Origin of the sequence: Shewanella sp. FJAT-52076 (genome assembly GCF_019457455.1) — a bacterium.
Lineage (GTDB): Bacteria > Pseudomonadota > Gammaproteobacteria > Enterobacterales > Shewanellaceae > Shewanella > Shewanella zhangzhouensis.
In genome coordinates this window covers 3,608,841-3,630,825 of record NZ_CP080415.1, presented here as the reverse complement: position 1 = coordinate 3,630,825, position 21,985 = coordinate 3,608,841, and the positions used below count along the sequence as shown (strand labels likewise).

25 protein-coding genes are annotated in these 21,985 nt (G+C 53.6%); 15 read left to right on the top strand and 10 right to left on the bottom strand.

Annotated elements, in window-relative coordinates:
* From hpf to K0H79_RS16045, 8 genes are all read right to left on the bottom strand, one after another.
* The gene (hpf, locus tag K0H79_RS16080; RefSeq protein ID WP_011761196.1) at positions 1-288 is read right to left on the bottom strand and encodes a ribosome hibernation promoting factor; all 288 of its coding nucleotides are present in this window, start codon (positions 286-288) and stop codon (positions 1-3) included.
* A gap of 30 nt (positions 289-318) precedes the next feature.
* Positions 319-1,800: an RNA polymerase factor sigma-54 gene (locus K0H79_RS16075; protein ID WP_220076477.1), complete on the bottom strand. Its 1,482-nt coding sequence runs from the start codon at positions 1,798-1,800 to the stop codon at positions 319-321.
* A 111-nt stretch (positions 1,801-1,911) separates the two neighbouring features.
* Entirely contained in the window at positions 1,912-2,643 is a 732-nt protein-coding gene (gene lptB, locus K0H79_RS16070) for an LPS export ABC transporter ATP-binding protein (RefSeq protein WP_220065685.1), read from the bottom strand.
* Positions 2,640-3,194 carry a lipopolysaccharide transport periplasmic protein LptA gene (lptA, locus tag K0H79_RS16065; RefSeq protein WP_220076476.1) on the bottom strand — a complete coding sequence of 185 codons (555 nt, stop codon included), beginning with the start codon at positions 3,192-3,194 and terminating at the stop codon, positions 2,640-2,642. The genes lptB and lptA overlap by 4 nt, the downstream gene beginning before the upstream one ends.
* Positions 3,181-3,738, bottom strand: coding sequence for an LPS export ABC transporter periplasmic protein LptC (gene lptC / locus K0H79_RS16060; RefSeq protein WP_220076475.1), 558 nt, complete (start codon positions 3,736-3,738; stop codon positions 3,181-3,183). The genes lptA and lptC overlap by 14 nt, the downstream gene beginning before the upstream one ends.
* Positions 3,735-4,286, bottom strand: coding sequence for a 3-deoxy-manno-octulosonate-8-phosphatase KdsC (gene kdsC / locus K0H79_RS16055; RefSeq protein WP_220078186.1), 552 nt, complete (start codon positions 4,284-4,286; stop codon positions 3,735-3,737). The genes lptC and kdsC overlap by 4 nt, the downstream gene beginning before the upstream one ends.
* Entirely contained in the window at positions 4,283-5,260 is a 978-nt protein-coding gene (locus tag K0H79_RS16050; protein ID WP_220076474.1) for a KpsF/GutQ family sugar-phosphate isomerase, read from the bottom strand. The genes kdsC and K0H79_RS16050 overlap by 4 nt, the downstream gene beginning before the upstream one ends.
* A gap of 43 nt (positions 5,261-5,303) precedes the next feature.
* Positions 5,304-6,266 (bottom strand): calcium/sodium antiporter, encoded by a 963-nt coding sequence (locus tag K0H79_RS16045; RefSeq protein WP_220076473.1) that lies wholly within the window; start codon positions 6,264-6,266, stop codon positions 5,304-5,306.
* Between the two features lie 182 nt (positions 6,267-6,448).
* Between K0H79_RS16045 and mlaF the strand changes: the two genes are divergently transcribed.
* From mlaF to K0H79_RS16005, 8 genes are all read left to right on the top strand, one after another.
* Positions 6,449-7,261, top strand: a complete 813-nt coding sequence (mlaF, locus tag K0H79_RS16040) for a phospholipid ABC transporter ATP-binding protein MlaF (protein WP_220065680.1) — start codon at positions 6,449-6,451, stop codon at positions 7,259-7,261.
* Between the two features lie 46 nt (positions 7,262-7,307).
* On the top strand, positions 7,308-8,030 hold the full coding sequence (gene mlaE, locus K0H79_RS16035; protein WP_408733398.1) for a lipid asymmetry maintenance ABC transporter permease subunit MlaE: 723 nt from the start codon (positions 7,308-7,310) through the stop codon (positions 8,028-8,030).
* 40 nt (positions 8,031-8,070) lie between these two features.
* Positions 8,071-8,541, top strand: a complete 471-nt coding sequence (mlaD, locus tag K0H79_RS16030; protein WP_011761186.1) for an outer membrane lipid asymmetry maintenance protein MlaD — start codon at positions 8,071-8,073, stop codon at positions 8,539-8,541.
* A 14-nt stretch (positions 8,542-8,555) separates the two neighbouring features.
* Positions 8,556-9,194 (top strand): phospholipid-binding protein MlaC, encoded by a 639-nt coding sequence (locus tag K0H79_RS16025; RefSeq protein WP_220065678.1) that lies wholly within the window; start codon positions 8,556-8,558, stop codon positions 9,192-9,194.
* Positions 9,191-9,481 (top strand): lipid asymmetry maintenance protein MlaB, encoded by a 291-nt coding sequence (locus tag K0H79_RS16020; RefSeq protein ID WP_220076472.1) that lies wholly within the window; start codon positions 9,191-9,193, stop codon positions 9,479-9,481. Before K0H79_RS16025 ends, K0H79_RS16020 begins: the two co-directional genes overlap by 4 nt.
* 23 nt (positions 9,482-9,504) lie before the next feature.
* Positions 9,505-9,762 (top strand): BolA family protein, encoded by a 258-nt coding sequence (locus tag K0H79_RS16015; RefSeq protein WP_203324984.1) that lies wholly within the window; start codon positions 9,505-9,507, stop codon positions 9,760-9,762.
* A gap of 14 nt (positions 9,763-9,776) precedes the next feature.
* Positions 9,777-11,033 carry a UDP-N-acetylglucosamine 1-carboxyvinyltransferase gene (gene murA / locus K0H79_RS16010; protein WP_220076471.1) on the top strand — a complete coding sequence of 419 codons (1,257 nt, stop codon included), beginning with the start codon at positions 9,777-9,779 and terminating at the stop codon, positions 11,031-11,033.
* Positions 11,034-11,123: 90 nt separating this feature from the next.
* Entirely contained in the window at positions 11,124-11,297 is a 174-nt protein-coding gene (locus K0H79_RS16005) for a hypothetical protein (RefSeq protein WP_220065675.1), read from the top strand.
* 118 nt (positions 11,298-11,415) lie between these two features.
* Here the strand turns inward: K0H79_RS16005 and degS are convergent, their stop codons facing one another.
* Together degS and K0H79_RS15995 are read right to left on the bottom strand one after the other, a co-directional pair.
* Entirely contained in the window at positions 11,416-12,486 is a 1,071-nt protein-coding gene (degS, locus tag K0H79_RS16000) for an outer membrane-stress sensor serine endopeptidase DegS (protein ID WP_220065674.1), read from the bottom strand.
* A 95-nt stretch (positions 12,487-12,581) separates the two neighbouring features.
* Positions 12,582-13,931, bottom strand: a complete 1,350-nt coding sequence (locus K0H79_RS15995; RefSeq protein WP_220076470.1) for a DegQ family serine endoprotease — start codon at positions 13,929-13,931, stop codon at positions 12,582-12,584.
* Positions 13,932-14,173: 242 nt separating this feature from the next.
* Here K0H79_RS15995 and zapE point away from each other — a divergent pair, with 242 nt between their 5' ends.
* From zapE to rlmB, 7 genes are all read left to right on the top strand, one after another.
* Positions 14,174-15,283, top strand: a complete 1,110-nt coding sequence (gene zapE / locus K0H79_RS15990) for a cell division protein ZapE (RefSeq protein WP_220076469.1) — start codon at positions 14,174-14,176, stop codon at positions 15,281-15,283.
* Between the two features lie 282 nt (positions 15,284-15,565).
* Positions 15,566-15,994 carry a 50S ribosomal protein L13 gene (gene rplM, locus K0H79_RS15985; protein ID WP_011761178.1) on the top strand — a complete coding sequence of 143 codons (429 nt, stop codon included), beginning with the start codon at positions 15,566-15,568 and terminating at the stop codon, positions 15,992-15,994.
* A gap of 14 nt (positions 15,995-16,008) precedes the next feature.
* On the top strand, positions 16,009-16,401 hold the full coding sequence (gene rpsI / locus K0H79_RS15980; protein WP_011761177.1) for a 30S ribosomal protein S9: 393 nt from the start codon (positions 16,009-16,011) through the stop codon (positions 16,399-16,401).
* A 348-nt stretch (positions 16,402-16,749) separates the two neighbouring features.
* A complete protein-coding gene (locus K0H79_RS15975; RefSeq protein WP_220065671.1) occupies positions 16,750-18,045 on the top strand; it encodes an adenylosuccinate synthase in 1,296 nt (431 codons plus the stop codon).
* Between the two features lie 117 nt (positions 18,046-18,162).
* Positions 18,163-18,777 (top strand): tetratricopeptide repeat protein, encoded by a 615-nt coding sequence (locus tag K0H79_RS15970; RefSeq protein WP_220065670.1) that lies wholly within the window; start codon positions 18,163-18,165, stop codon positions 18,775-18,777.
* A 39-nt stretch (positions 18,778-18,816) separates the two neighbouring features.
* On the top strand, positions 18,817-21,243 hold the full coding sequence (gene rnr / locus K0H79_RS15965) for a ribonuclease R (protein ID WP_220076468.1): 2,427 nt from the start codon (positions 18,817-18,819) through the stop codon (positions 21,241-21,243).
* Positions 21,244-21,984, top strand: a complete 741-nt coding sequence (gene rlmB / locus K0H79_RS15960) for a 23S rRNA (guanosine(2251)-2'-O)-methyltransferase RlmB (RefSeq protein WP_220065668.1) — start codon at positions 21,244-21,246, stop codon at positions 21,982-21,984.
* Position 21,985 lies beyond the last annotated feature (1 nt).

Genomic DNA, 21,985 nt, shown 5'->3' with positions numbered 1-21,985 from the left:
TTAATGTTTGGTCAGTTTCTCTTTGTGTTTAATAACCTGACGGTCCAATTTATCAATTAGGGCGTCAATGGCGGCGTACATGTCTTCATGTTCTGAAGTGGCGAATACCTCGCCACCGTTGAGGTGAAGCTTGGCTTCTGCGATTTGCTGCAATTTCTGAACATTGAGAACAACGTGGACATTATTGATCTGTTCGAAATGGCGTTCAAGCTTGGAGAACTTGCTCTCTACGTAGTTACGCAGTGAATCAGTGATTTCGATATGATGCCCAGTCAGATTGATTTGCATAGACACTTTCCTCCAAAGACCTTGGGTGGGTTATAAACTCTTACGTTGGTTCGACGGTGGGATCAGCATCGCTTCTCGGTATTTGGCGATGGTGCGTCTAGCAACGTTGATTCCTTGTTCTGCCAGAAGTTCCGCCATTTTGCTGTCGCTCAATGGTTTCTTCTGATTTTCTGCCGCCACCAGTTTCTTGATAAAGGCGCGGATGGCAGTAGATGAGCATTCTCCGCCATCTTCGGTCCCGACGTGGCTGGAGAAAAAATATTTGAGTTCAAAGATACCCCTTGGGGTATGCATGAACTTTTGGGTGGTGACCCGTGAGATGGTGGATTCGTGCATCTCTACCGCTTCGGCGATATCGTTGAGCACCATGGGTTTCATGGCCTCTTCACCATACTCAAAAAAGCCCTGCTGGAACTGCACTATGCAATTGGCGACTTTCAGCAAGGTGTCGTTGCGGCTCTCCAGGCTCTTGATAAACCACTTGGCCTCCTGCAAATGCCCGCGGATAAACTGGCTGTCAGCTTGGTTGCGACTGGTGCGTGCCATGGCGGCATATTGCTGGTTCACACTCAGTTTAGGCATACAATCGGGATTAAGCTCTACAACCCAGCGGCCATTTTTTTTACTGACCGAGACATCTGGAATGACATACTCATCCTTGGTGCTGGTCACAGACTCACCGGGACGGGGGTTCAGCCCCTGAATGAGGATGATTGCATCCCTGAGTTCTTCTTCCTTGAGGCGGGTTTTACGCATCAGGGTACGGAAGTCGCGGTTGGCAATCAGATCCAAATGGTCACGGATAAGCAGCTTGGCGTTGTCCAGATGGGGGGTATCCGCCGGGAACTGACCAAGTTGAATGAGCAGGCACTCTGCCAAATCACGGGCAGCTACCCCGATGGGGTCGAAGTGTTGAATGCGTTTGAGCACGGCCTCAACTTCGTCAAGCTCGACTTCTTCATCGCCCACGGCCTCGAGAATTTCTTCAAGGCTTTGGGTTAAGTAACCCTTTTCATCAATGGCATCTATGATGGCAGTGGCAATGGCCAGATCGGTATCGGAAAAAGGGGTGAGATTTTTTTGCCACTCGAGATGTTCGTACAGACCTTCACTGGTTTCGCCCTGAAACGGCATATCATCTTCGCCACGGATCCCAGGACCGGAAACGGGGGCAGCCGTAAAGACTTCATCCCAGGTGGTATCCATTGGGAGCTCGTCCGGCATGGACTGCTGACTGATAGCGTCTGAAGTTTCCAGCGAAGCACTGTCACTGGTGTCGTTTGAGACGGACTCCTGGCTGAACTGGTCGTCAAATTCTTTATCGCCGCCGTCGGCATCAAACTGATCGCTGCCCAGTTCGTCGTCCAGCTCCAACAGGGGGTTGGCGTCGAGGGCTTGCTGAATTTCCTGTTGCAGTTCAAGCGAAGAGAGTTGAAGCAGACGAATGGCCTGCTGCAACTGTGGCGTCATTGTGAGTTGTTGTCCCAGTTTTAGCTGGAGCGACGCTTTCATTGTACTGCGAATCCTTCACTAAATTATTCAGGTAGAAAGCTTTTCTATCAGGTTATCCGGTGATTTACCACCCTGATTATCCGGATATGAGAAGGGGGCTTTGTTAATTAACTATAGCCTGAATTGCTCACCCAAGTACACTGCACGCACCTGCTGATTGTCGAGGATTTCGGCAGGGGTGCCTTCGGCAATCAAATCGCCATGGCTGACGATATAGGCTTTTTCGCACACATCGAGGGTTTCCCTCACATTGTGGTCGGTGATAAGCACTCCGAGGCCACGATTCTTGAGTTGCTCGATAATCTTTTTGATATCGATAACGGAAATCGGGTCGACCCCGGCGAAGGGCTCATCCAGCAGGATAAATCTGGGGTTGGCGGCAAGTGCCCGGGCAATCTCGACCCGGCGACGTTCACCCCCTGACAGTGACATGCCAAGATTGTCACGGATGTGGGTGATGTGGAACTCTTCCAGCAGCTGCTCCAGCGACTCTTCACGCTCATCGGCGTTCAGCTCTTTGCGCATCTGCAGCACGGCCATGATGTTATCGCGCACCGACAGCTTGCGGAAGATGCTGGCTTCTTGTGGCAGGTAGCCAATGCCTTTGCGTGCCCGCAGGTGCATGGGATCCAGCGTCAAGTCATCATCGTTGATGTGTATGCTACCCTTGTCGCTCTGTACCAGGCCTACCACCATGTAAAAAGTGGTGGTTTTACCGGCCCCATTGGGGCCCAGTAAGCCGACCACCTGGCCGGTATTTACGGTGAGGCTGACGTTTTTGACAACCTGGCGGTTTTTGTAACTCTTGGCGAGATTACTGGCCTTCAGGGTCAGTTGGGTCATTGCTGCTTCTCTTGCTGAGGTTGCTCAGTAGTGCCCTTATCCTGCAGATCCTGCTGGTAATTTTCGGGCTTGATGATGGTGATAACCCTGTCGTCTTTTTTACCGCTGCTTTGGGAAGTGAGCTGCTGCTTTTCGATATCGTAAACGATGGAGTCGGCGCTGACCTGGCTGCCATCCTGCTCGACCTTGGCATTGCCTTTGAGGCTCATAACACGACTGTCGATGTTGTAGCTGATTTCGGTGGCACTGGCATGCACGGTGCGGCCATCTTCCACCTGCTGGCTGTAGGTGGCTGGGTTACCCTTGGCAAGCAGAATACGTCTGCCGCTTTTCTCGTCGGTGAACGAGCTCAGTTCATCAGCCTTGAGCACCAGGCTGCCCTGGGTCAGGGTAACCGGGCCTTCATAAACGATGCGCTTGTTTTTCAGATCGGCATAACTGTTGGCCGCGGCAATTTTTACTTCCTGGCTCAAATCAAACTTGGTGTTGGCCAAAGCCACAGCGCTGCAGGTGCAAAGCAGCACCAGAATGAGCGACTTATTTAGGTTCATAGGTTCCCTTAATCTTGCTTAAGAGCTTAACTTCTTTGGCATTGAGATCAGCATAGAGGCCATGGCCGCTCAAGTGGAAGTTATTGCCGCTGATAATAATTTCTTTGTCGGAGGTGAGGATCATCGTCTTGAGATCCAACTCCAGGTAACTGGTATTGAGCTGCTGCAGTGGCTCGTCTATGGTCAGGGCCTCAATCAGTACTTCTTCTTCGAGCATGACCTCATCGCTGACCTTGTCCAGTCTGCCGGTTTTGGCGGTGAGACGCCATTCGCCCTGGCCATCTTCGGGAAACAGGGTGTAAACAGGCTGAGTAAACAGAGTTTGCGCATCACCATCGAAGTGTTCCATGTAGGAGGCACTGACGCGGCTTTCCAACTTGCCCTCGGCGTTGTAACTGATACTGCGAAGGTCGGTTGCCACGTAATCAGGCTTTTGCACACTGTCTGTGAGCTGAGGTTGACTGGCCTTTTTGCTTTGCACCTGCCAGTAGAGCGTCAGCGCGGTGCCGAACAGCAAAATGATGGCGAGTGTGACCCGATTCATACGCTCATCCCGTGGGCCGAATCGAACTTATCCTGGCTCATTAGCAAGAGATCGGCGAGTTCTCTGAGGGCTCCATGCCCACCGGGTAGCGTTGTGACCATGTCGGCGTGTTGGCGAACAAAGGGATGACCATCGGCGACACAAACCCCGAGTCCCACTGCTTTCATCACAGATAAATCCACCATGTCATCACCAATGTATGCCACTTCGGCCCCATTGACGCCATAGAGGCCAAGTAACTCTTCATAAGGCACGAACTTGTTATCAACGCCCTGATAGATATGGGCGACTCCGAGGGCCGTCATGCGGTGTTCCACAATCTGGGATTTGCGCCCGGTGATCACCGCCACCGCGATACCCGCACCCTGCAGGGCTTTGACGCCATAGCCGTCACGGGTATGAAATGCCTTCAGCTCTTCCCCCTGATTGCCAAGGTAGATGCGGCCATCGGAGAAGACCCCGTCTACGTCGCAAATGAGCAGCTTGATACCTTTGGCCTTGTTCCAGATGGCATCATCAATGGGGCCGTAGAGTCCTTGGTGCATCAGATAACCCCTGCTTTAACCATGTCCAGCATGTTGAGCGCGCCGATTGGGCGTCGCTGGGCGTCAATCACAATCAGGCCGTTGATATTTTTTTCATCCATGAGTTTAAGCGCTTCGGCAGCCAGCATGTGCTCACCAATGGTGATGCAATTGCGGGTCATCACATCGGCAATACTGGTTTGACGCAGGTTAATTTGCGCATCAATCACCCGGCGCAGGTCACCGTCGGTAAAGATGCCTTCCAGGGCACCTGAAGCATTCACAATCGCCGTCATCCCCAGGCCTTTCTTGGAGATTTCATACAGGGCATCGGTAATACAAATATCGTCATGCACCAGTGGCAGCTCGTCCCCTTTATGCATGACATCACTGACATGCAGCAGCAACTTGCGGCCCAGGGCGCCACCGGGATGTGACATGGCAAAATCGTCTTTGGTGAAACCTTTGGCCTGCAGCAGTGCAACCGCCAGGGCATCCCCCATCACCAGGGTCGCCGTGGTGGATGATGTCGGTGCCAGCCCCAGGGGGCAGGCTTCTTCCGGCACCTTGATACACAGGTGCAAAAGCGAATGCTTGGCCATGGTGGACTCAGGCTTGCCTGTCATGGAGATGATAGGAATACCACGGCGTTTAATCACGGGCATCAGGGTAAGAATTTCACTGGACTCACCGGAGTTGGAGATGGCCAGCACTATGTCGTTGTCGCTGAGCACGCCCAAATCGCCGTGGCTCGCTTCCCCCGGATGCACAAAAAACGCCGGGGTGCCGGTACTGGCCAGGGTGGCGGAAATCTTGTTGCCAATGTGGCCGGACTTGCCCATGCCCATCACGATAACCTTGCCGGTGCAGCGCAGGATAAGCTCGCAGGCGTCGGCAAAGGCATCACTGTCGACAAACTGGTACAGGTTGTCCAGTGCTGCTTTTTCGATGTCGATAACCTTGCTGCCCCATTGGCGCAGTTGCTTTCTGTCTACCATATCTGTCTCTCTGTCTGTGCCGGTTTAAACCGACAGATCAGGGTCAGTGTGCCTGGAACAGCACGTACTGATAACCGATAAATATCACCAGGAATAAACCGCCGTGCCAGCGTTTGAGTTCGCGGTCTTTGCCGCTTAAAAGCACAAAGAGCGCCAACGCTATGCTTGTGGCTATTACCATGTAAAGGTCGCGGCTGACGGCCTGGGCATCGACTACGCCTGGGGCGATGATGCCGGGCAGCGCGAGAACAGCCAGGATGTTGAACATGTTTGAACCAACAATGTTGCCTATTGCCAGGTCATCTTCTTTTTTCAGTGCACTGGCCACACAGGCAGCAAGCTCAGGCAGACTGGTACCCACGGCGATAATCGTCAGGCCGATAATCAGGTCCGACAGGCCGTAGTATTTTGCGATGCCTACGGCGCCATCCACCATCCAATCTGCAGACAGCGGCAAAAGTATTATGCCCACAACCAGCCAAATCAGTGCCTTGGAAGTGGGGACATCTTTTGGGATCTCTTCATCGGCTTCAGCCGCCAGGGGGTCGGGGTCCTTGTTGGTCAGGGCGTGCCAGATGAGATACAGCATCAGCAGTAAAAAAGCGCCAATGAGTACCCAACCCTCGGTGCGGGTGAGCATACCATCATGGAGGAAATAACCTGCCAGCGCCGTGGCAGCCAGCATCATGGGAATTTCCCGCTTGAGGGTTTGTGAGCTGACGGCAATGGCGCCAATCATGGCAGTTAAGCCCAAAATCAGGGTGATGTTGGCGACGTTGGAGCCCAAAACGTTGCCCACCGCGGTATCGCGCATGCCATCCATAGAGGCGGTGGCGGCCACAAACATTTCAGGGGCGGAACTGCCCATGGCAACAATCGTCAGACCAATGAGCATAGGGGGCAGGCCCAGATTTCGGGCGAAGGCCGCGGCGCCGTAAACAAATTTGTCGGCGCTCCATACCAAAACCGCCAGACCCGCAACAAGCATTAAGATGTTGAGTAACATTTATTGACAAAATCCATGAATACCAAGGCGCATTTTCGCTGGAAATCGGGCAAATTAAAAGTATCAGGGGCGGGAAGTGTGTAAGCGGTTGTCCCAATCCCGGCAATTCCGTACAATTTGCCCTCTTCAAACTGGTGCCAGGATGGCCGAATGTCACTTCATCTCAAGCGCAGGGATCCACAATGAATCATGAGTCCGACGTATTGGTCGAAATCCGCAATTTGGGTTTCAGCCGCGGCGAACGTGTCATCTATGAAGATATCAGCCTGTCTATTCCCAAGGGTAAGGTGACTGCCATCATGGGCCCCAGCGGCATTGGCAAAACTACCCTGTTGAAGCTGATGGCCGGGCAATTGGTGCCGGATCACGGTGAGGTCTTGTTTGACGGCGTGAATATTCACGATATCAGCCGAAGTGAACTCTTTGAGCTGCGTAAACGTATGAGCATGTTGTTCCAAAGTGGCGCCCTCTTTACCGACATGAATGTGTTCGACAACATCGCCTTCGCCCTGCGGGAACACTCAGGGCTGGATGAAGCCATTATTCGCCGTATCGTGCTGATGAAACTCGAAGCCGTGGGCCTCAGGGGCGCGGCCATGTTAATGCCAAGCGAACTCTCGGGCGGTATGCAGCGCAGGGTTGCCTTGGCAAGGGCCATTGCCCTCGAGCCGGAAATGGTGATGTACGATGAACCCTTTGCCGGCCAGGATCCCATTTCCATGGGGGTGCTGGTTAAGCTTATCCGTGAGCTGTCCGATGCCCTGAATCTGACCTCTGTAGTGGTGTCCCACGACGTAGGGGAGGTGCTGGGCATTGCTGACTATGTCTATGTGATTGCCGAAAAGCGCATTATCGCCCAGGGCACTCCGGCAGAGCTCAAGGCATCCCATGACCCCAGATTGCGGCAGTTTATCGGTGGCGAGCCCGATGGCCCTGTGCCTTTTCATTATCCTGCCAACGATTATATGAAGGAGTTAGCCGGTGGCGTTAATTGACGCAGTTGCACGCCTGGGGCGTGGCGCCATAAATCAGGTGGCCGGCATGGGCCGGGCGGGCGTGATGTTGTGGGGCGCCATCTTTTCCGTCCCCAAACCCCGAAAAGGTTTTCCGCTGTTGATTAAGCAGCTTTATGTGGTTGGTGTGCAGTCGCTGATCATTATTCTGGTATCAGGCCTCTTTATTGGCATGGTGCTGGCGCTGCAGGGGTACACCATTCTGGTGGATTTTGGCACCGAAGAAAGTCTGGGCCCCATGGTCGCGCTCAGTTTGCTGCGGGAGCTGGGGCCTGTGGTCACAGCACTGCTGTTTGCCGGACGGGCGGGGTCGGCGCTGACCGCTGAGATTGGCCTGATGAAAAGCACTGAGCAGCTCTCAAGCCTCGAAATGATGGCTGTTGACCCACTGCGGCAAATTATCGCGCCCCGATTCTGGGCCGGTGTGATCAGCATGCCGCTTTTGGCGCTGATGTTTACCGCTGTGGGTATTTGGGGCGGTCATATCGTGGGTGTGGAGTGGAAAGGCATCGACAATGGTGCCTTCTGGTCGATTTTGCAGGCATCGGTTGAGTGGCGTCAGGACATAGTAAACTGTTTGATTAAAAGCCTGGTGTTTGCCGTGGTGGTGACCTGGATTGCCCTTTACCGCGGTTATGAAGTGGTGCCGAACCCGGAAGGGATCAGTAAGGCCACTACGTCTACTGTGGTGCAATCGAGTCTTGCCGTATTGGCATTGGATTTTTTGCTGACCGCCCTCATGTTTGGCTAATGCCAGGCGTTCAGCTTGCTGCAAGGAGTGAAACTTTAGCATGTTGTCACGGAAAGTTGAGATTTGGGTTGGTCTGTTCCTGCTTGCGGGCATCGCCGCCTTTTTGGTGTTGGTCTTTAAGGTGGCCAATGTTGAGGTGCAGGCGGGGAATAGCAGCTACACCCTCTATGCCAGATTTGCCAATGTGGGCGGTCTGAAGGTGCGCTCACCGGTGAAAGTTGGTGGTGTGGTAGTGGGACGGGTCAGTAAGATTGAACTCGACCCCGAGCGGCTGGTTGCCGTGGTCAGCCTGTCAATGGACGGCCGCTATCGCAATTTTCCGGAAACCAGCAGCTTATCTATCCTCACCTCCGGCTTGCTGGGTGAACAATTCCTGGGATTAACCCCCGGGTTTGTGGATGACGATATTGCCATGTTGAAAGACGGTGACCGTATTGCCGACACCAAATCGGCACTGGTTCTGGAAGATCTGATAGGCCAGTTCCTTTACAGCATGGGTTCCAAGGATTAATCGGGAGAATCACGATGTTTAGAGCAGTACTCACGTTAATTGTCAGCCTCTTCTGTATTCAGGTGCAGGCAGAAGTCGTGGACAACAAAAACCCCTACGACATGATCCAGGTGGTGGCTGACAAAACCTTCAAACGTTTCCATGCCGACAAGGCCAAAATCGATGCCGATGCCAATCATCTCAAGGTGATAGTGCGAGAAGAACTGATGCCTTATGTGGATACCAAATATGCATCTTACAAGGTACTGGGGCAGTATATTAAAGAGACCACCGAAGATGAGCGCAGCCGCTTTGTTGAGGCCTTCGAAGGTTATCTGGTGACGACTTACGCCCAGGCGTTTACCGAATACACCAATCAAACGGTGGAATATGCTCCGGCAGTGGACTTCAAAGACGAGAAGATTGTGGACGTGAATGTGCGCATCATTGAGTCGGGCCGTCCGCCCATCAAGCTGCTGTTCAAGGCCCGTCGCCTCAAAGACGACAGCTGGAAAGCCTTCGACCTGGTGGCCGAAGGGGTGAGCCTGTTGCAGTCCAAACAGTCAGAAATCACCGGGCTTATTCGCCAAAAAGGCATAGAGCAGGTGATAGTGATGCTTAACGAAAAGGCAGCCACATCTGTGTCCAAGGGCACCAAGGCGGCAGCCAATTGATTACCCTGACCCAGCAAGGGAACATGCTGGCGGTGGCCGGTCGTTTGGATGCGGCCGTCGTCAAACAGCTGTGGCCGGAGGTCGCCACTTTAGTGCCAGCGGACACATCCTGTTTGGATTTGCGGCAATTGTCCTACAGTGACAGTGCCGGTGTCGCATTTTTGCTGGAATTATGGCAACGTGCCCATAGCCGTGGCCAGAGTATTACCCTGATGTCTCCATCGTCTCAGCTTGGTAAACTCATCGCCCTTTATGATTTAGAAGCCTTCTTCGTGGAAGAAGCCTAGCGCAACTAAGGTTCAGTTCATTCATGGATTGCAAACAGATTGAAGAGATTTTGACCCAGGCTTTGGGTCTTGAGGAAGTGCATGTGACTTCCGATGGCAGCCACTATCAGGTCGTGGCGGTAGGTGAGTGTTTTGACGGCATGAGCCGAATCAAACAGCAGCAGGCTATTTACGCTCCCCTGATGGATCAAATCACCAGCGGTGCCCTGCATGCACTCAGCATCAAAACCTTCACGCCAACCCAATGGAAGCGTGAAAAAATCTTCAACATGCCGCTCTAAGCAAGAGAGATATCGTGGATAAGCTTTCTATTCAGTCTGGCGGTCCTCTTGCCGGAACTGTGGTTATTTCCGGTGCCAAAAATGCCGCGCTGCCCATTTTGATGGCAGGGGTACTGGCCGAGTCCGCATTTGTTTTGACCAATGTGCCAAGCCTGCGCGACGTGGATACCAGCTGTAAGCTGCTGCGTTGCCTGGGGGCTGAAGTCACTCAGGATGGCGATCGCATTACCATTGACTCGTCGCGTATCGATCATTTCGTTGCGCCCTACGAGTTGGTGAAAACCATGCGCGCTTCAATTTTGATTTTGGGCCCACTGCTTGCCCGCTTCGGTACTGCCGATGTGTCTCTACCAGGTGGCTGCGCCATTGGTGCCCGTCCGGTGAACTTGCATCTGCATGGTCTGGAACAGATGGGTGCCAAAATCGAGGTCAAAGAGGGTTATATCAAGGCACGGGTAGACGGTCGTCTCAAGGGCGCCCATATCTTTATGGATATGGTGAGCGTGGGCGCTACCGAAAACCTACTGATGGCTGCAGCCCTGGCTGATGGCGTGACCGTGATTGAAAACGCGGCTCGTGAGCCTGAGGTTATCGACCTTGCCAACTGTCTGGTGGCCATGGGCGCTCAAATCAGTGGTATCGGCACCGCCACGCTGAAAATCACCGGTGTTGAGCGTTTGAATGGATGTGATTACCGTGTGATGCCCGATCGTATCGAAACCGGTACCTTCCTGGTGGCCGCCGCAGTGACCCGTGGTCGCATCCGCTGCGAAAATGCTGACCCATCTTCTCTGGAGTCAGTGCTCGCCAAGCTCGAAGATGCCGGCGCCGACATCAACACCGGCGATGATTGGATTGAGCTGGACATGCATGGTAAACGCCCCAAAGCGGTCAACATTAAAACCGCACCTTATCCAGCGTTTCCTACCGACATGCAGGCGCAGTTTTGTGTACTCAACTGCCTGGCCGAAGGTACTGGCACTATCACAGAGACCATCTTCGAAAACCGCTTTATGCACGTGCCTGAGCTGATGCGTATGGGCGCCAACATGGACCTGGAAGGTCACACCTGCATAGTACACGGTGTTGAGCGCTTGAGTGGTGCCCAGGTCATGGCTACTGATTTGCGTGCCTCTGCAAGCTTGGTGATTGCAGGTTTAATGGCTGATGGTACTACACTGGTAGACCGTATCTATCACCTGGACCGTGGCTACGAGCACATTGAGACCAAGTTCGAAGGCTTGGGTGGCAAGGTCGTTCGGGTGAAGTAAGCTTCATCTTTAAGCAATGAAAACCGCCTTGACCGGCGGTTTTTTTGTTATAGGATGGTTGCATATTTGTTTTTTGTCGGAGTCAGGGAAATGATGAAAATCGCAAGGTGGGCGGTACCGGCACTCTTATTGGTTGCGGCGCTGCTGAGCTATCTCGCCGGTGCCACGCTGCCATCCATGGTATTGGTAGCACTGGGAGTGTGCCTGGAAATGGCTTTCTGGGTCAGGCTGGTGGATGTTGCCAGCCCGTCAAAGGAGCCTTGAGCTCCGGCAGAGCATCCAAGTTGGCGTGGTAATGTCCGTGTATTGTGCTCACGTATTGATAAGATAAAAAATCCCGGCCACTGGCCGGGATTTCTGTCTGAGGTCTACTATCCTGCGGTTAGTTATACTCGGTCGCCTTCTCGCCGATAATCACGGGTAAGGTGTAAGCCTTGCCCTGGCGAATGATGGTCATCTCCACCTCAGTGCCGGGTTTGGTTTCGGCAATGCGGTCCATCAGCATTTCAGCACTAACCACACTTTCACCACCATACTCGATAATCACATCCCTCGGTTGCATTTGGGCATTGGCTGCCGGGCCATTGCGATCGACACCCGTTACCAGTACGCCGCGCACTTCCTGCATTTTCAGCACCTGTGCCATAAAGGGCGTCAGCGCCTCACCGGAAATCCCCAGGGCGCCACGTATCACCCGGCCGTGTTCGATGAGTTTGCCCATGATGGAGTAGGCGAGGCGGATGGGAATTGCAAAGCTGATGCCGTGACCACCGCCTTCACCACCTATTTGGTAGGCGGCAGTATTGATACCTATCACATCGCCATTGGTATCAATCAGGGCACCACCCGAGTTGCCCGCGTTAATGGCCGCATCGGTCTGCAGAAAGTCCTGATAACCGGAACTCAAACCGTTACGGCCTGTGGCACTGATGATGCCCTGGGTAATGGTTTGACCCAGGTTATAGGGATTGCCGATGGCCAGCACCACGTCACCCACCTGGGGTGGGGTGGTGAGGTTAAGTGGCACCACAGGCAATTTGTCCCCTTCAATCTTGAGTACGCTCAAGTCGGTTTCCGGATCCGACCCAACCACTTCGGCGCTGAAACGACGACCATCCTGCAGGGCGATGACAATTTCATCTGCCTTCTTGATAACGTGGTAGTTGGTGAGGATGTAGCCTTCCTTGCTGATGATCACCCCTGAGCCCAGCCCCTGGAGTGCGCCACTGTTGAGCGGTTGGCGTTGATCTATGCTGATGTTGTATATGTTGGCGACCGCGGGTGCAGCACGTCTGACGGCCTTGGCAAAGGAAAGTTCGCTGCCACCGTTGCCACGATCCCGGAACAGGTTGCCATGATCGTTACCCAGGTAGTTTTGCGCGAGAAGAAACACGACGGCCATCACTAAGCCAAAGAGCACGGCTTTGCCTAAATAGAGTAAAGCGCTTTTCATTGGGGTGATTCGAATTGTAAAAAAGTTGAACTAGATTATCACGTTTCAAAACAATAAGCCCAGCGGGAGGCTGGGCTTATGACCGGGGACGTGGCTTATCTCAACACGAGGTAACGGATGCTCTTTCCGCGCAGCACTTTCAGGGCAGCAGCGCCATCCTGCTCTTTCAGCTGTTCTCTGAGCTCTTTTAAGTCTTTCACAGCGGTGCGATTGACGCCCACAATGATGTCACCCTTGCGAAGGCCGCTCAGGGCGGCGGGGGAGCCTTCCTGTACTTCCATGATTTCCACCCCTTTGGAGGTGCTTTCGAGATTCGCACCGGCCAGCTGAGGGTGCAACTCATCAGCAGACGCCGTTTGATTGGACGCTTCACCCAGAGTGACCTTCACTGCCTTGTTTTTGCCGTCGCGAATAATGCCGAGCTCTACCTTGGCACCGGCGCCCAGCGTGCCTATTTTGGCGCGCAGTTCCTGGAAGCTCTTAATCTTGCGACCATCCACGCTGATGATAATGTCACCGGCCTTGATGCCTGCATCGTCGGCGGCGCTGTCCGGCATGACTTCATTCACAAAGGCGCCGTGCTGGGAGTCCAGACCAAAGCCTTCGGCCAGTTTACTGTCGAGCTCACGGCCAGAGATGCCGAGCACACCGCGGCGCACTTCACCATGTTCGATAATCTGATCCACCAGTGAGTGCATCATGTTGGCGGGAATGGCAAAACCAATGCCCACGTTACCGCCGCCGGGTGCAACAATGGCGGTGTTGATACCAATCAATTCACCTCGCAGGTTCACTAGTGCGCCGCCTGAGTTACCGCTGTTGATGGCGGCGTCGGTTTGGATAAAGTTCTCCAGCATTTCGATACCCAGACCACTGCGGCCCAGGGCCGATACTATGCCGGAGGTCACGGTTTGGCCCAGACCAAAGGGGTTACCGATGGCCACGGCGAAGTCACCCACGTGGATGGCATCTGAGTCGGCCGACTTAATCTCCGTCAGTTTGTCGGCCTTGATTTGAAGCAACGCGATATCGGATTCACTGTCGCTGCCAATCAGCTTGGCTTCAAATTCGCGGCCATCGAGCAAACCAATCTGTATGGTGTCGGCGCCATCAATTACGTGGTTATTGGTGACGATATAACCCTTGTCTGCATCGATAATCACGCCCGAGCCCAGGCCACGAAACGGACGCTCACGTACCTGCTCCTGGGGGGCATTGGGACCGAAGAAATAGCGGAATACATCGGGGACGCGCTGCTTGGAGACATGGGTACCCGATACGGCAACCGACACCACGGCCGGCGTGGTTTTTTCCAACATGGGCGCAAGGCTTGGCAGCTGCTGCCCGTCAACGGCTACCGGCAAAGAAGCATAAGCGGGTAGGGTGCCGAGGGTCAGGGTCGCACCTAAAATAGCGGCGGATACGAGGGAGAGTTTTGCTTTCATCTTAGTCATTGCTCCAATTCGGGGATCGGTTTCAAAGTGACAGGCTTGGCACTTGTATAACCCTTCCGACCCGTGTGTAACAACAAAGTTCGTTACGATTAACAAAGGTTAATACGCCTTTCATCTGCTCTTTCGAAGGAGCATTCAGGCGACTTTTGTCGGGTGCTTCGGCTATTACCTTGGTCGCCCCGGCATGTTAACATTCACCCAATTTCATATATGTCCCCCAGAGAATAATTCAAGTGTCTCAACTGACCCCCTGGCAGCATTATCAACAGGACTTGTTAAAAGAAGGCTTTTCCCATGACCCCGCCCAGGAGCTGGCGGTAAAGGCGTTGCAAAAGGTGTACGAAGAGCTCATTGCCAGTGCGCCGGCAGCGGGACTCTTTGGCCGCCTTGGCAGTAAATTGGGATTCGGTAAAAAGCCCTATGTCAGAGGGCTCTATCTGTGGGGCGGTGTTGGCCGTGGTAAAACCTACCTGATGGACACCTTTTACGAAGCCTTGCCCTTTGATGCCAAGCTCAGGGCACACTTCCACCGTTTTATGCATCAGGTGCATCTGGATCTCGATCGCCTCAAGGGCACGCGCGATCCTTTAGTGGTGATTGCCAAAGAGATGGCTGCCAAGGTTCGGGTGATTTGTTTTGATGAGTTTTTCGTCTCGGATATTACCGACGCCATGTTGCTTGGCACCCTGTTTGAAGCCCTGTTTGATGAAGGCGTAGTACTGGTTGCCACCTCCAATATCATCCCCGATGACCTGTATCGCAACGGGCTGCAGCGTGCGCGCTTTTTGCCGGCGATAGCACTGATCAACCGCCACTGCGCCGTACTGAATGTGGACTCAGGCATCGACTATCGCCTGCGCACGCTGGAGCAGGCCGAGATTTACCACTTTCCCCTGGATGCCCAGGCTGAGACCAACCTGCTTAAGTATTTCGACCAACTGACGCCGGAGTCTGAAGTACAGACAGCTCCCATTGAAGTTGAAGGTCGCCAGCTGAGCATTCGCAAGCAAGCTCAGGGCGTGCTGCTGGCCGACTTCCGTGCCCTGTGTGATGGGCCACGCAGTCAGCGTGACTATATGGAACTGGCAAGGCTTTATCACACTGTCTTGCTGTCGGGCGTCGAGCAGATGGGTGCCCGGGAAACCGGAGATGATATTGCCCGCCGGTTCCTGGCGTTGGTGGATGAGTTTTACGAGCGCCACGTGAAGCTGATTATTTCTGCTGAGGTTGCCCTGGAAGATATTTACAGCGAAGGTCTTCTCAGTTTCGAATTCCGCCGCTGCCGTTCCCGCTTAATTGAAATGCAGTCACATGACTACCTGGCGCTGGAGCACCTGCCCTAGAAAAGAAAAGCGAGCGATGGGGGTGCAGACGACTTGCCCGATCCTACCTTCGTAAAGCGCCAAGCGCCGGATCCTCGCGATCTTTTTTGATTTTGATTTGAAAAAGCAGGTGATTTTTAACCCAGCCTTGGATATAATTCGCGACCTGCCCACGTTACCTCCGCCGAAGAGGCGGAAATCAAAGCCGATTTCCCTACTCGAAGGGGTACTGGAAAAGGCAAATGTGTTATCCGGGGTTCGGATAATATGTGTGACAGAATTTAACTTTGGGTTTTTGTAATAATGAAGACTTTTACTGCCAAGCCAGAAACTGTATCTCGTGACTGGTACGTTGTTGACGCCGAAGGTAAGACTCTGGGTCGCATCGCTACTGAAATTGCTAGCCGTCTGCGCGGTAAGCACAAGCCTGAGTACACTCCTCACGTTGACACCGGTGACTACATCATCGTTATCAATGCTGAGAAAGTGACCGTGACTGGCAACAAAGCTGCAGGCAAGATGTACTACTCTCACTCTGGTTTCCCAGGCGGCATCAAAGAAATCAACTTTGAAAAGCTGCAGGCTCACAAGCCAGAAATGATCATCGAGAAAGCAGTCAAGGGTATGTTGCCAAAAGGCCCGCTGGGTCGTGCTATGTTCCGCAAGCTGAAAGTATACGCTGGCGCCGAGCACAACCACGCTGCACAACAACCTCAAGTTCTTGATATCTAAACGGGATTAAGTAAATGGCTGCTACTCAGTACTACGGCACTGGCCGTCGCAAAACTTCTACCGCTCGCGTATTCGCTAAAGTAGGCAGCGGTAACATCATCGTTAACAAGCGTCCTCTGGATGTTTACTTCGGTCGTGAGACTGCTCGTATGGTTGTTCGTCAGCCACTCGAGCTGGTTGAAATGACTGAAAAGCTGGACATCTATGTGACTGTTAAGGGCGGTGGTATCACTGGCCAAGCCGGTGCCATCCGTCACGGTATCACCCGCGCTCTGATGGAGCTGGACGAGTCTCTGCGTCCTACTCTGCGTGCCGCTGGTTTCGTTACCCGTGATGCCCGTCAGGTTGAGCGTAAGAAAGTGGGTCTGCGCAAAGCACGTCGTAGACCACAGTTCTCCAAGCGTTAATTTTCGCTTCGAGTCTGCAAAAAACCCGGCTTTGGCCGGGTTTTTTATTATCTGTCGGTTATTTACGTCAGTTAAATCCAGTAGAAATGGCTGTTTTTGACCAAATTAAAGTAACGGGAATGTAAAAACGCGGTCGTGCCAGCCAGAATTTAGGAAGACTGTGATAACGCAGAATGTGAACGTGTCGAACAGAGAATAATTCTTGCTTATCAATGTGTTGAATGGCCAAGGTTGTTATCAAAACACCAAGGTCTCAAGGAACAATTGATTATTTTTTCATAAATCCCTTGCCCATCCCCCCCTGAAATCTGCTAAAATTCTGCTTTAACCGCAACCTTGCAGCAAACAATGGGCAAAAACGTAGTTGTTCTCGGCACCCAATGGGGTGACGAGGGAAAAGGTAAGATTGTCGACCTTCTCACTGAACAGGCAAAATACGTAGTTCGTTATCAGGGCGGCCACAACGCTGGTCACACTCTGGTAATCGATGGTGTTAAAACCGTTCTCCATCTGATCCCCTCAGGCATCCTGCGCGATAATGTGAAGTGCATTATCGGTAACGGTGTTGTGCTGGCTCCAGACGCGCTGATGAAAGAAATCAGCATGCTCAAAGAGCGTGGCGTACCCGTTGAAGATCGCCTGCTGATCTCCGAAGCTTGTCCGCTTATCCTGCCGTTCCACTGTGCAGTGGATATCGCCCGTGAAAAGGCGCGTGGCAATAAGGCTATCGGTACCACTGGTCGTGGTATTGGCCCCGCCTATGAGGACAAGGTTTCACGTCGCGGTCTGCGCGTGGGTGATCTGTTCAATGCTGAGCTCTTCGCTGAGAAACTCAAAGAAGTGATGAAGTATCACAACTTCATGCTGACTGAGTACTATGGCGCCGAAGCCGTTGACTACCAGACAACCCTCGACGATGCACTGGCACTGGCTGATTACCTCAAGTCCATGTGTGTTGACGTGACCGAATTGCTGGATCAGGCCCGCAAAGCCGGTGAAAACATTCTGTTCGAAGGCGCTCAGGGTACACTGCTGGACATCGACCACGGTACTTATCCGTTTGTGACTTCGTCAAACACCACTGCCGGCGGCGTTGCAACCGGAAGCGGTTTTGGTCCATGTCATCTGGACTATGTGCTGGGTATCATGAAGGCCTACACCACTCGCGTGGGTGCCGGTCCTTTCCCAACTGAACTCGAGTGTGAAATTGGTGACCATCTGGGTACCAAGGGCCACGAGTTTGGTGCCACCACTGGCCGTAAGCGTCGTCCAGGTTGGCTCGATGCCGTTGCCATGAAGCGTGCTATCCAGATCAACAGTCTGACCGGTATCTGTCTGACCAAGTTGGACGTACTGGACGGCCTGAAAGAAGTGAAGATCTGTGTGGGTTATCAGCAGCCAGATGGCACTGTAACCACGGTGACTCCTCTTGCAGCTGAAGGTTATGAGCTGGTGACCCCAGTTTATGAAACCCTGCCAGGTTGGAGCGAGAACACCTTCGGTGTGACTTCCATGGATCAGCTGCCACAGGCGGCCGTTAATTACATCAAACGTATCGAAGAGATTTTAGAGACACCAATCGACATCATCTCTACCGGTCCGGACAGAAACGAGACCTTTATCCGGGTCAGTCCGTTTAACTGATGTAGTAAGAGGCCGCGATTAGCGGCCTTTTTTATGTCTGTCTCTTAAGGGGACAGGCTCAAGATTTGAGTTATACTGCCGATAAATTGGTTATTCGCCAGTCCTCGGGATTTCCTTATGTTGCGCCTTTCCTCAGTCTTGTTAATGATAGTTTCACCGGCTCTGATGGCCACCGAGGCCGTAGATGTCTACACTCAGGAGCAACTGTTGTCACTCATTCGCAGTGAACAGCATTTGGTACGGGTAAAACAGGACGACTGCCAACTGGTGCAGGACATCGAAGCCCATGCCGAGGTACTCAAGCAGCCCCTCTATCAATTTTTATGGGGCGAGATGTTTATCCATGGAGTATGCATCAAAAAGGATGTACCCCGTGGGCTGCAGCTGCTGAAAGACGCTGCCGGACAGGGCAGCACAGAGGCCATGTTGCAAGTGGCCCGCTATTATGAAGATGGCAAGTATGTGCTTAAAAACAAGCACAGATCGGTACAATATCTGTACCCCGCCGCCGCCAACGGCGACCAAAAGGCGCGCATGATGCTGGTGCGTCTTTACAACGAGGGTTTTGGCAGTCCCAGAGACTACGAGATGGCCTACCATTGGCTGTATAACGAGGCGTTTAATGATCAAAAAACCAAGGATCAAGCCTGGGGACTGCTGCAAAAACTCGAATCTATGATGCCCGCCAGCGCCGTGGCCAGAGCCCGGGGTGAGCATCTTTGGAATTACTGACACCCAGGCAGGGGCCTGGGTGAACTCAATGGAAACTGAATGATTAACGATCCGCATTTTGAGCGTGAACAGGAAAAATACGACAACCCCATCCCCAGCCGGGAATTTATCCTCGAATATTTGAGGTCTCAAACTTCTCCTCAGCCTCGCGACCGTATTGCCGAGGCCCTGAAAATCCATGATGAAGAGCGCCTGGAAGCCCTGCGCCGCCGACTGCGCGCCATGGAGCGTGATGGCGAGCTGGTGTTTACCCGTGGTCAATGTTACGGCCTGCCCGAACGCATGGACTTGATGAGTGGTACTGTCCTTGGCCACAAGGATGGATTTGGCTTCTTCCGCCCCGATAACGGCGGCGACGACCTCTTTATCAACGAGCGCGATATGCAGCTCTACTTCCATGGCGATAAGGTGCTGGCGCAAAAAGCCGGCGTCGACCGCCGTGGTCGCCGCGATGCCCGCATCGTCAGGCTCTTGTCAGAGCGCAGTGCTGCCCTGGTGGGTCGCTTCTATGTTGATGCCGGTATGGCCTTTGTGGTGGCCGATGATAAGCGTATCCCCCATGAGATCCTGATTGCCAACGAAGATAAAAATGGCGCCCGTCATGGCGATGTGGTGGTGATTGAACTCACCCGCCGTCCAGGGCGCTATGTGCGTGCCGGTGGCAAGGTGACCGAAGTTCTGGGTAAGCAGATGGCACCTGGGATGGAAATTGAAATTGCCCTTCGCAATTACGACCTGCCACACCAATGGTCAGCGGTGATTGACAAGAAACTGCGCCGCATTCCGGACTATGTGACCGATGAAGACAAGGAAGGCAGGGTCGATCTGCGTCAACTGCCGCTGGTAACCATCGACGGTGAAGATGCCCGCGATTTTGACGATGCCGTGTATGCCGAGCGTAAGCGTGGTGGCGGCTGGCGCCTGTGGGTTGCCATCGCCGATGTGAGCCATTATGTGCGCACCGATTCGGCACTGGATAAAGAAGCACGCGCCCGGGGTAACTCGGTGTACTTCCCGTCTCAGGTGATCCCCATGCTGCCGGAGAAGCTCTCCAACGGCTTGTGCTCATTGAATCCGGGTGTTGATCGCCTCTGTATGGTGGCTGAGATGACCATCTCCGCCAAGGGGGGGCTGTCGGGTTACAAGTTCTATCCGGCGGTGATGCACTCCCATGCCCGCTTCACCTATACCCAGGTGGCGGCCATGCTGGAAGGCGGCGAGGTGAAGGACGAGCACAAAGCCTTGTTTCCGCATCTTCAGGTGTTGCAGGAGCTGTATCTGTGTCTGGATGAGCAGCGAGCAAGCCGCGGCGCTATTGCCTTTGAGACTCTGGAAACCCAGTTTATTTTCAATGAGCAGCGCAAGATTGACCGCATAGTGCCCCGCGCCCGCAATCAGGCCCACAAGATCATTGAAGAGTGTATGATTTTGGCCAACGTGGCGGCCGCCAAGTTTGTGATTAAACACAAAGGACATGTGCTTTACCGGGTGCACGAGAAGCCGTCTGAGCAAAAACTGACGCAATTTAAAGACTTCCTCGCCGAGCGCGGTTTGTTCATGACCGGTGGCCTCGAGCCCGAGCCAGCCGATTATCAGGCGCTGATGGCACAGGTCGAAGGCAGGCCTGACGCCGAACTGATCCAGGTGATGCTGCTGCGCTCCATGCGTCAGGCCGTTTACACCCCGGATAACGAAGGTCACTTTGGTCTGGCGCTGGAAGCCTACAGCCACTTTACCTCGCCCATCCGCCGCTATCCCGACTTGGTGCTGCACAGGGTTATCCGTTATCTGCTCGCCAAAGAGCAGGGTGAAGCCAGTGAGAAGTGGACCGCCGACGGTGGCTATCACTATCAGATTGAGGAGCTGGATCTCCTCGGTGAAGAGTGCTCCAATACCGAGCGCCGCGCCGATGAAGCGACCCGGGATGTATCCGACTGGCTTAAGTGCGAGTTTATGCAGGACCACGTGGGTGACAGCTTCAGTGGCGTGATTGCCTCTGTGACCAGTTTCGGTCTGTTTGTGCGTCTGGATGAGCTCTTTATCGATGGTCTGGTGCACATCTCCAGTCTGGGCAGCGATTACTTCCAGTACGATCCACAGCGTCAGCGTCTGATTGGTGAAAACTCCGGTCAGATATATCAGATAGGCGATCCTGTTGCGGTGAAAGTTGCCTCGGTCAATCTGGACGATAGACAGATTGATTTGCAGATGGAAGGTGAGCGACCAGGCCGCAAAAAGGCCGGCAAGAAGCCGATGACCGCCCGGGACAGAGCCAATCTTGAAGGTGCCCGTACAGGTAACGGCAAGGCGGGTAAAGGCGGCAGCGTGCGTAGCCAGTTGGCCGGTGGCAAATTGGGTGGCTCAGAGACCAAAAAAAGAGATGCCAAGGCCAAAGACGGTAAGAAATCCAAAAAGGCGGCAGAAGCCCAGCCCAAGGCCGCCAAACGAGTTAAGAGAAAGAAATAAATGAAAAAACAGGAATTGGTGTTTGGCATTCATGCGGTCGAGTCTGTGCTGAAGCACGCCCCCGAGCGTGTGCTGGAGCTGTGGTTGATGACAGGTCGCCAGGACGAACGGGTGCTGCCACTCTTGGAAATCGCCCAAAACTGGGGCATTAAAGCTCAGCAGGCAGCACGTAAAACCCTGGATGAAAAAGCCGAAAGCACACAGCATCAAGGGATTATCATTCGGGTGCGTCCGGCCAAGGTGTTGACCGAAAACGATCTTGAAGCCTTGCTCGATGCCACCGAAACCCCGTTTTTGTTGATCCTTGATGGGGTGACAGACCCTCACAACCTGGGCGCTTGTCTGCGTAACGCCGATGCCGCTGGTGTGCACGGGGTGATAGTGCCCAAGGATAACTCCGCCGGGCTGACACCGACTGTGAGCAAAGTGGCCTGCGGCGCGGCGGAAACCGTCCCCCTGTTTCAGGTGACTAACCTTGCGCGCACCATGAAGCGAATTCAGGAGCGCGGCGTGTGGATTGCCGGTACTGCCGGTGAAGCAGACTCGACCCTGTATGAAGCTAATCTCAAGGGGCCGCTGGCCATTGCCATGGGCGCCGAAGGCAAGGGGCTGAGACGCCTCAGTCGTGAAGGCTGCGATACCCTGATTTCCATCCCGATGGCGGGCAGCGTGTCGAGCCTGAACGTCTCGGTGGCGACCGGCATTTGCTTGTTTGAAGTCGTGCGTCAGCGGCTCGGATAAC

Coding starts and splice junctions, on each gene's coding strand:
- K0H79_RS16015 (WP_203324984.1), top strand. CDS start 9,505: ATGGATTGCAAACAGATTGAAGAGATTTTGACCCAGGCTTTGGGTCTT.
- rnr (WP_220076468.1), top strand. CDS start 18,817: ATGATTAACGATCCGCATTTTGAGCGTGAACAGGAAAAATACGACAAC.
- mlaE (WP_408733398.1), top strand. CDS start 7,308: ATGGGCCGGGCGGGCGTGATGTTGTGGGGCGCCATCTTTTCCGTCCCC.
- K0H79_RS16025 (WP_220065678.1), top strand. CDS start 8,556: ATGTTTAGAGCAGTACTCACGTTAATTGTCAGCCTCTTCTGTATTCAG.
- rlmB (WP_220065668.1), top strand. CDS start 21,244: ATGAAAAAACAGGAATTGGTGTTTGGCATTCATGCGGTCGAGTCTGTG.
- hpf (WP_011761196.1), bottom strand. CDS start 288: ATGCAAATCAATCTGACTGGGCATCATATCGAAATCACTGATTCACTG.
- rpsI (WP_011761177.1), top strand. CDS start 16,009: ATGGCTGCTACTCAGTACTACGGCACTGGCCGTCGCAAAACTTCTACC.
- K0H79_RS15975 (WP_220065671.1), top strand. CDS start 16,750: ATGGGCAAAAACGTAGTTGTTCTCGGCACCCAATGGGGTGACGAGGGA.
- K0H79_RS16005 (WP_220065675.1), top strand. CDS start 11,124: ATGATGAAAATCGCAAGGTGGGCGGTACCGGCACTCTTATTGGTTGCG.
- K0H79_RS16050 (WP_220076474.1), bottom strand. CDS start 5,260: ATGGTAGACAGAAAGCAACTGCGCCAATGGGGCAGCAAGGTTATCGAC.
- mlaF (WP_220065680.1), top strand. CDS start 6,449: ATGAATCATGAGTCCGACGTATTGGTCGAAATCCGCAATTTGGGTTTC.
- K0H79_RS16075 (WP_220076477.1), bottom strand. CDS start 1,800: ATGAAAGCGTCGCTCCAGCTAAAACTGGGACAACAACTCACAATGACG.
- K0H79_RS15970 (WP_220065670.1), top strand. CDS start 18,163: ATGTTGCGCCTTTCCTCAGTCTTGTTAATGATAGTTTCACCGGCTCTG.
- lptA (WP_220076476.1), bottom strand. CDS start 3,194: ATGAACCTAAATAAGTCGCTCATTCTGGTGCTGCTTTGCACCTGCAGC.
- lptC (WP_220076475.1), bottom strand. CDS start 3,738: ATGAATCGGGTCACACTCGCCATCATTTTGCTGTTCGGCACCGCGCTG.
- rplM (WP_011761178.1), top strand. CDS start 15,566: ATGAAGACTTTTACTGCCAAGCCAGAAACTGTATCTCGTGACTGGTAC.
- K0H79_RS16045 (WP_220076473.1), bottom strand. CDS start 6,266: ATGTTACTCAACATCTTAATGCTTGTTGCGGGTCTGGCGGTTTTGGTA.
- degS (WP_220065674.1), bottom strand. CDS start 12,486: ATGAAAAGCGCTTTACTCTATTTAGGCAAAGCCGTGCTCTTTGGCTTA.
- mlaD (WP_011761186.1), top strand. CDS start 8,071: ATGTTGTCACGGAAAGTTGAGATTTGGGTTGGTCTGTTCCTGCTTGCG.
- K0H79_RS15995 (WP_220076470.1), bottom strand. CDS start 13,931: ATGAAAGCAAAACTCTCCCTCGTATCCGCCGCTATTTTAGGTGCGACC.
- lptB (WP_220065685.1), bottom strand. CDS start 2,643: ATGACCCAACTGACCCTGAAGGCCAGTAATCTCGCCAAGAGTTACAAA.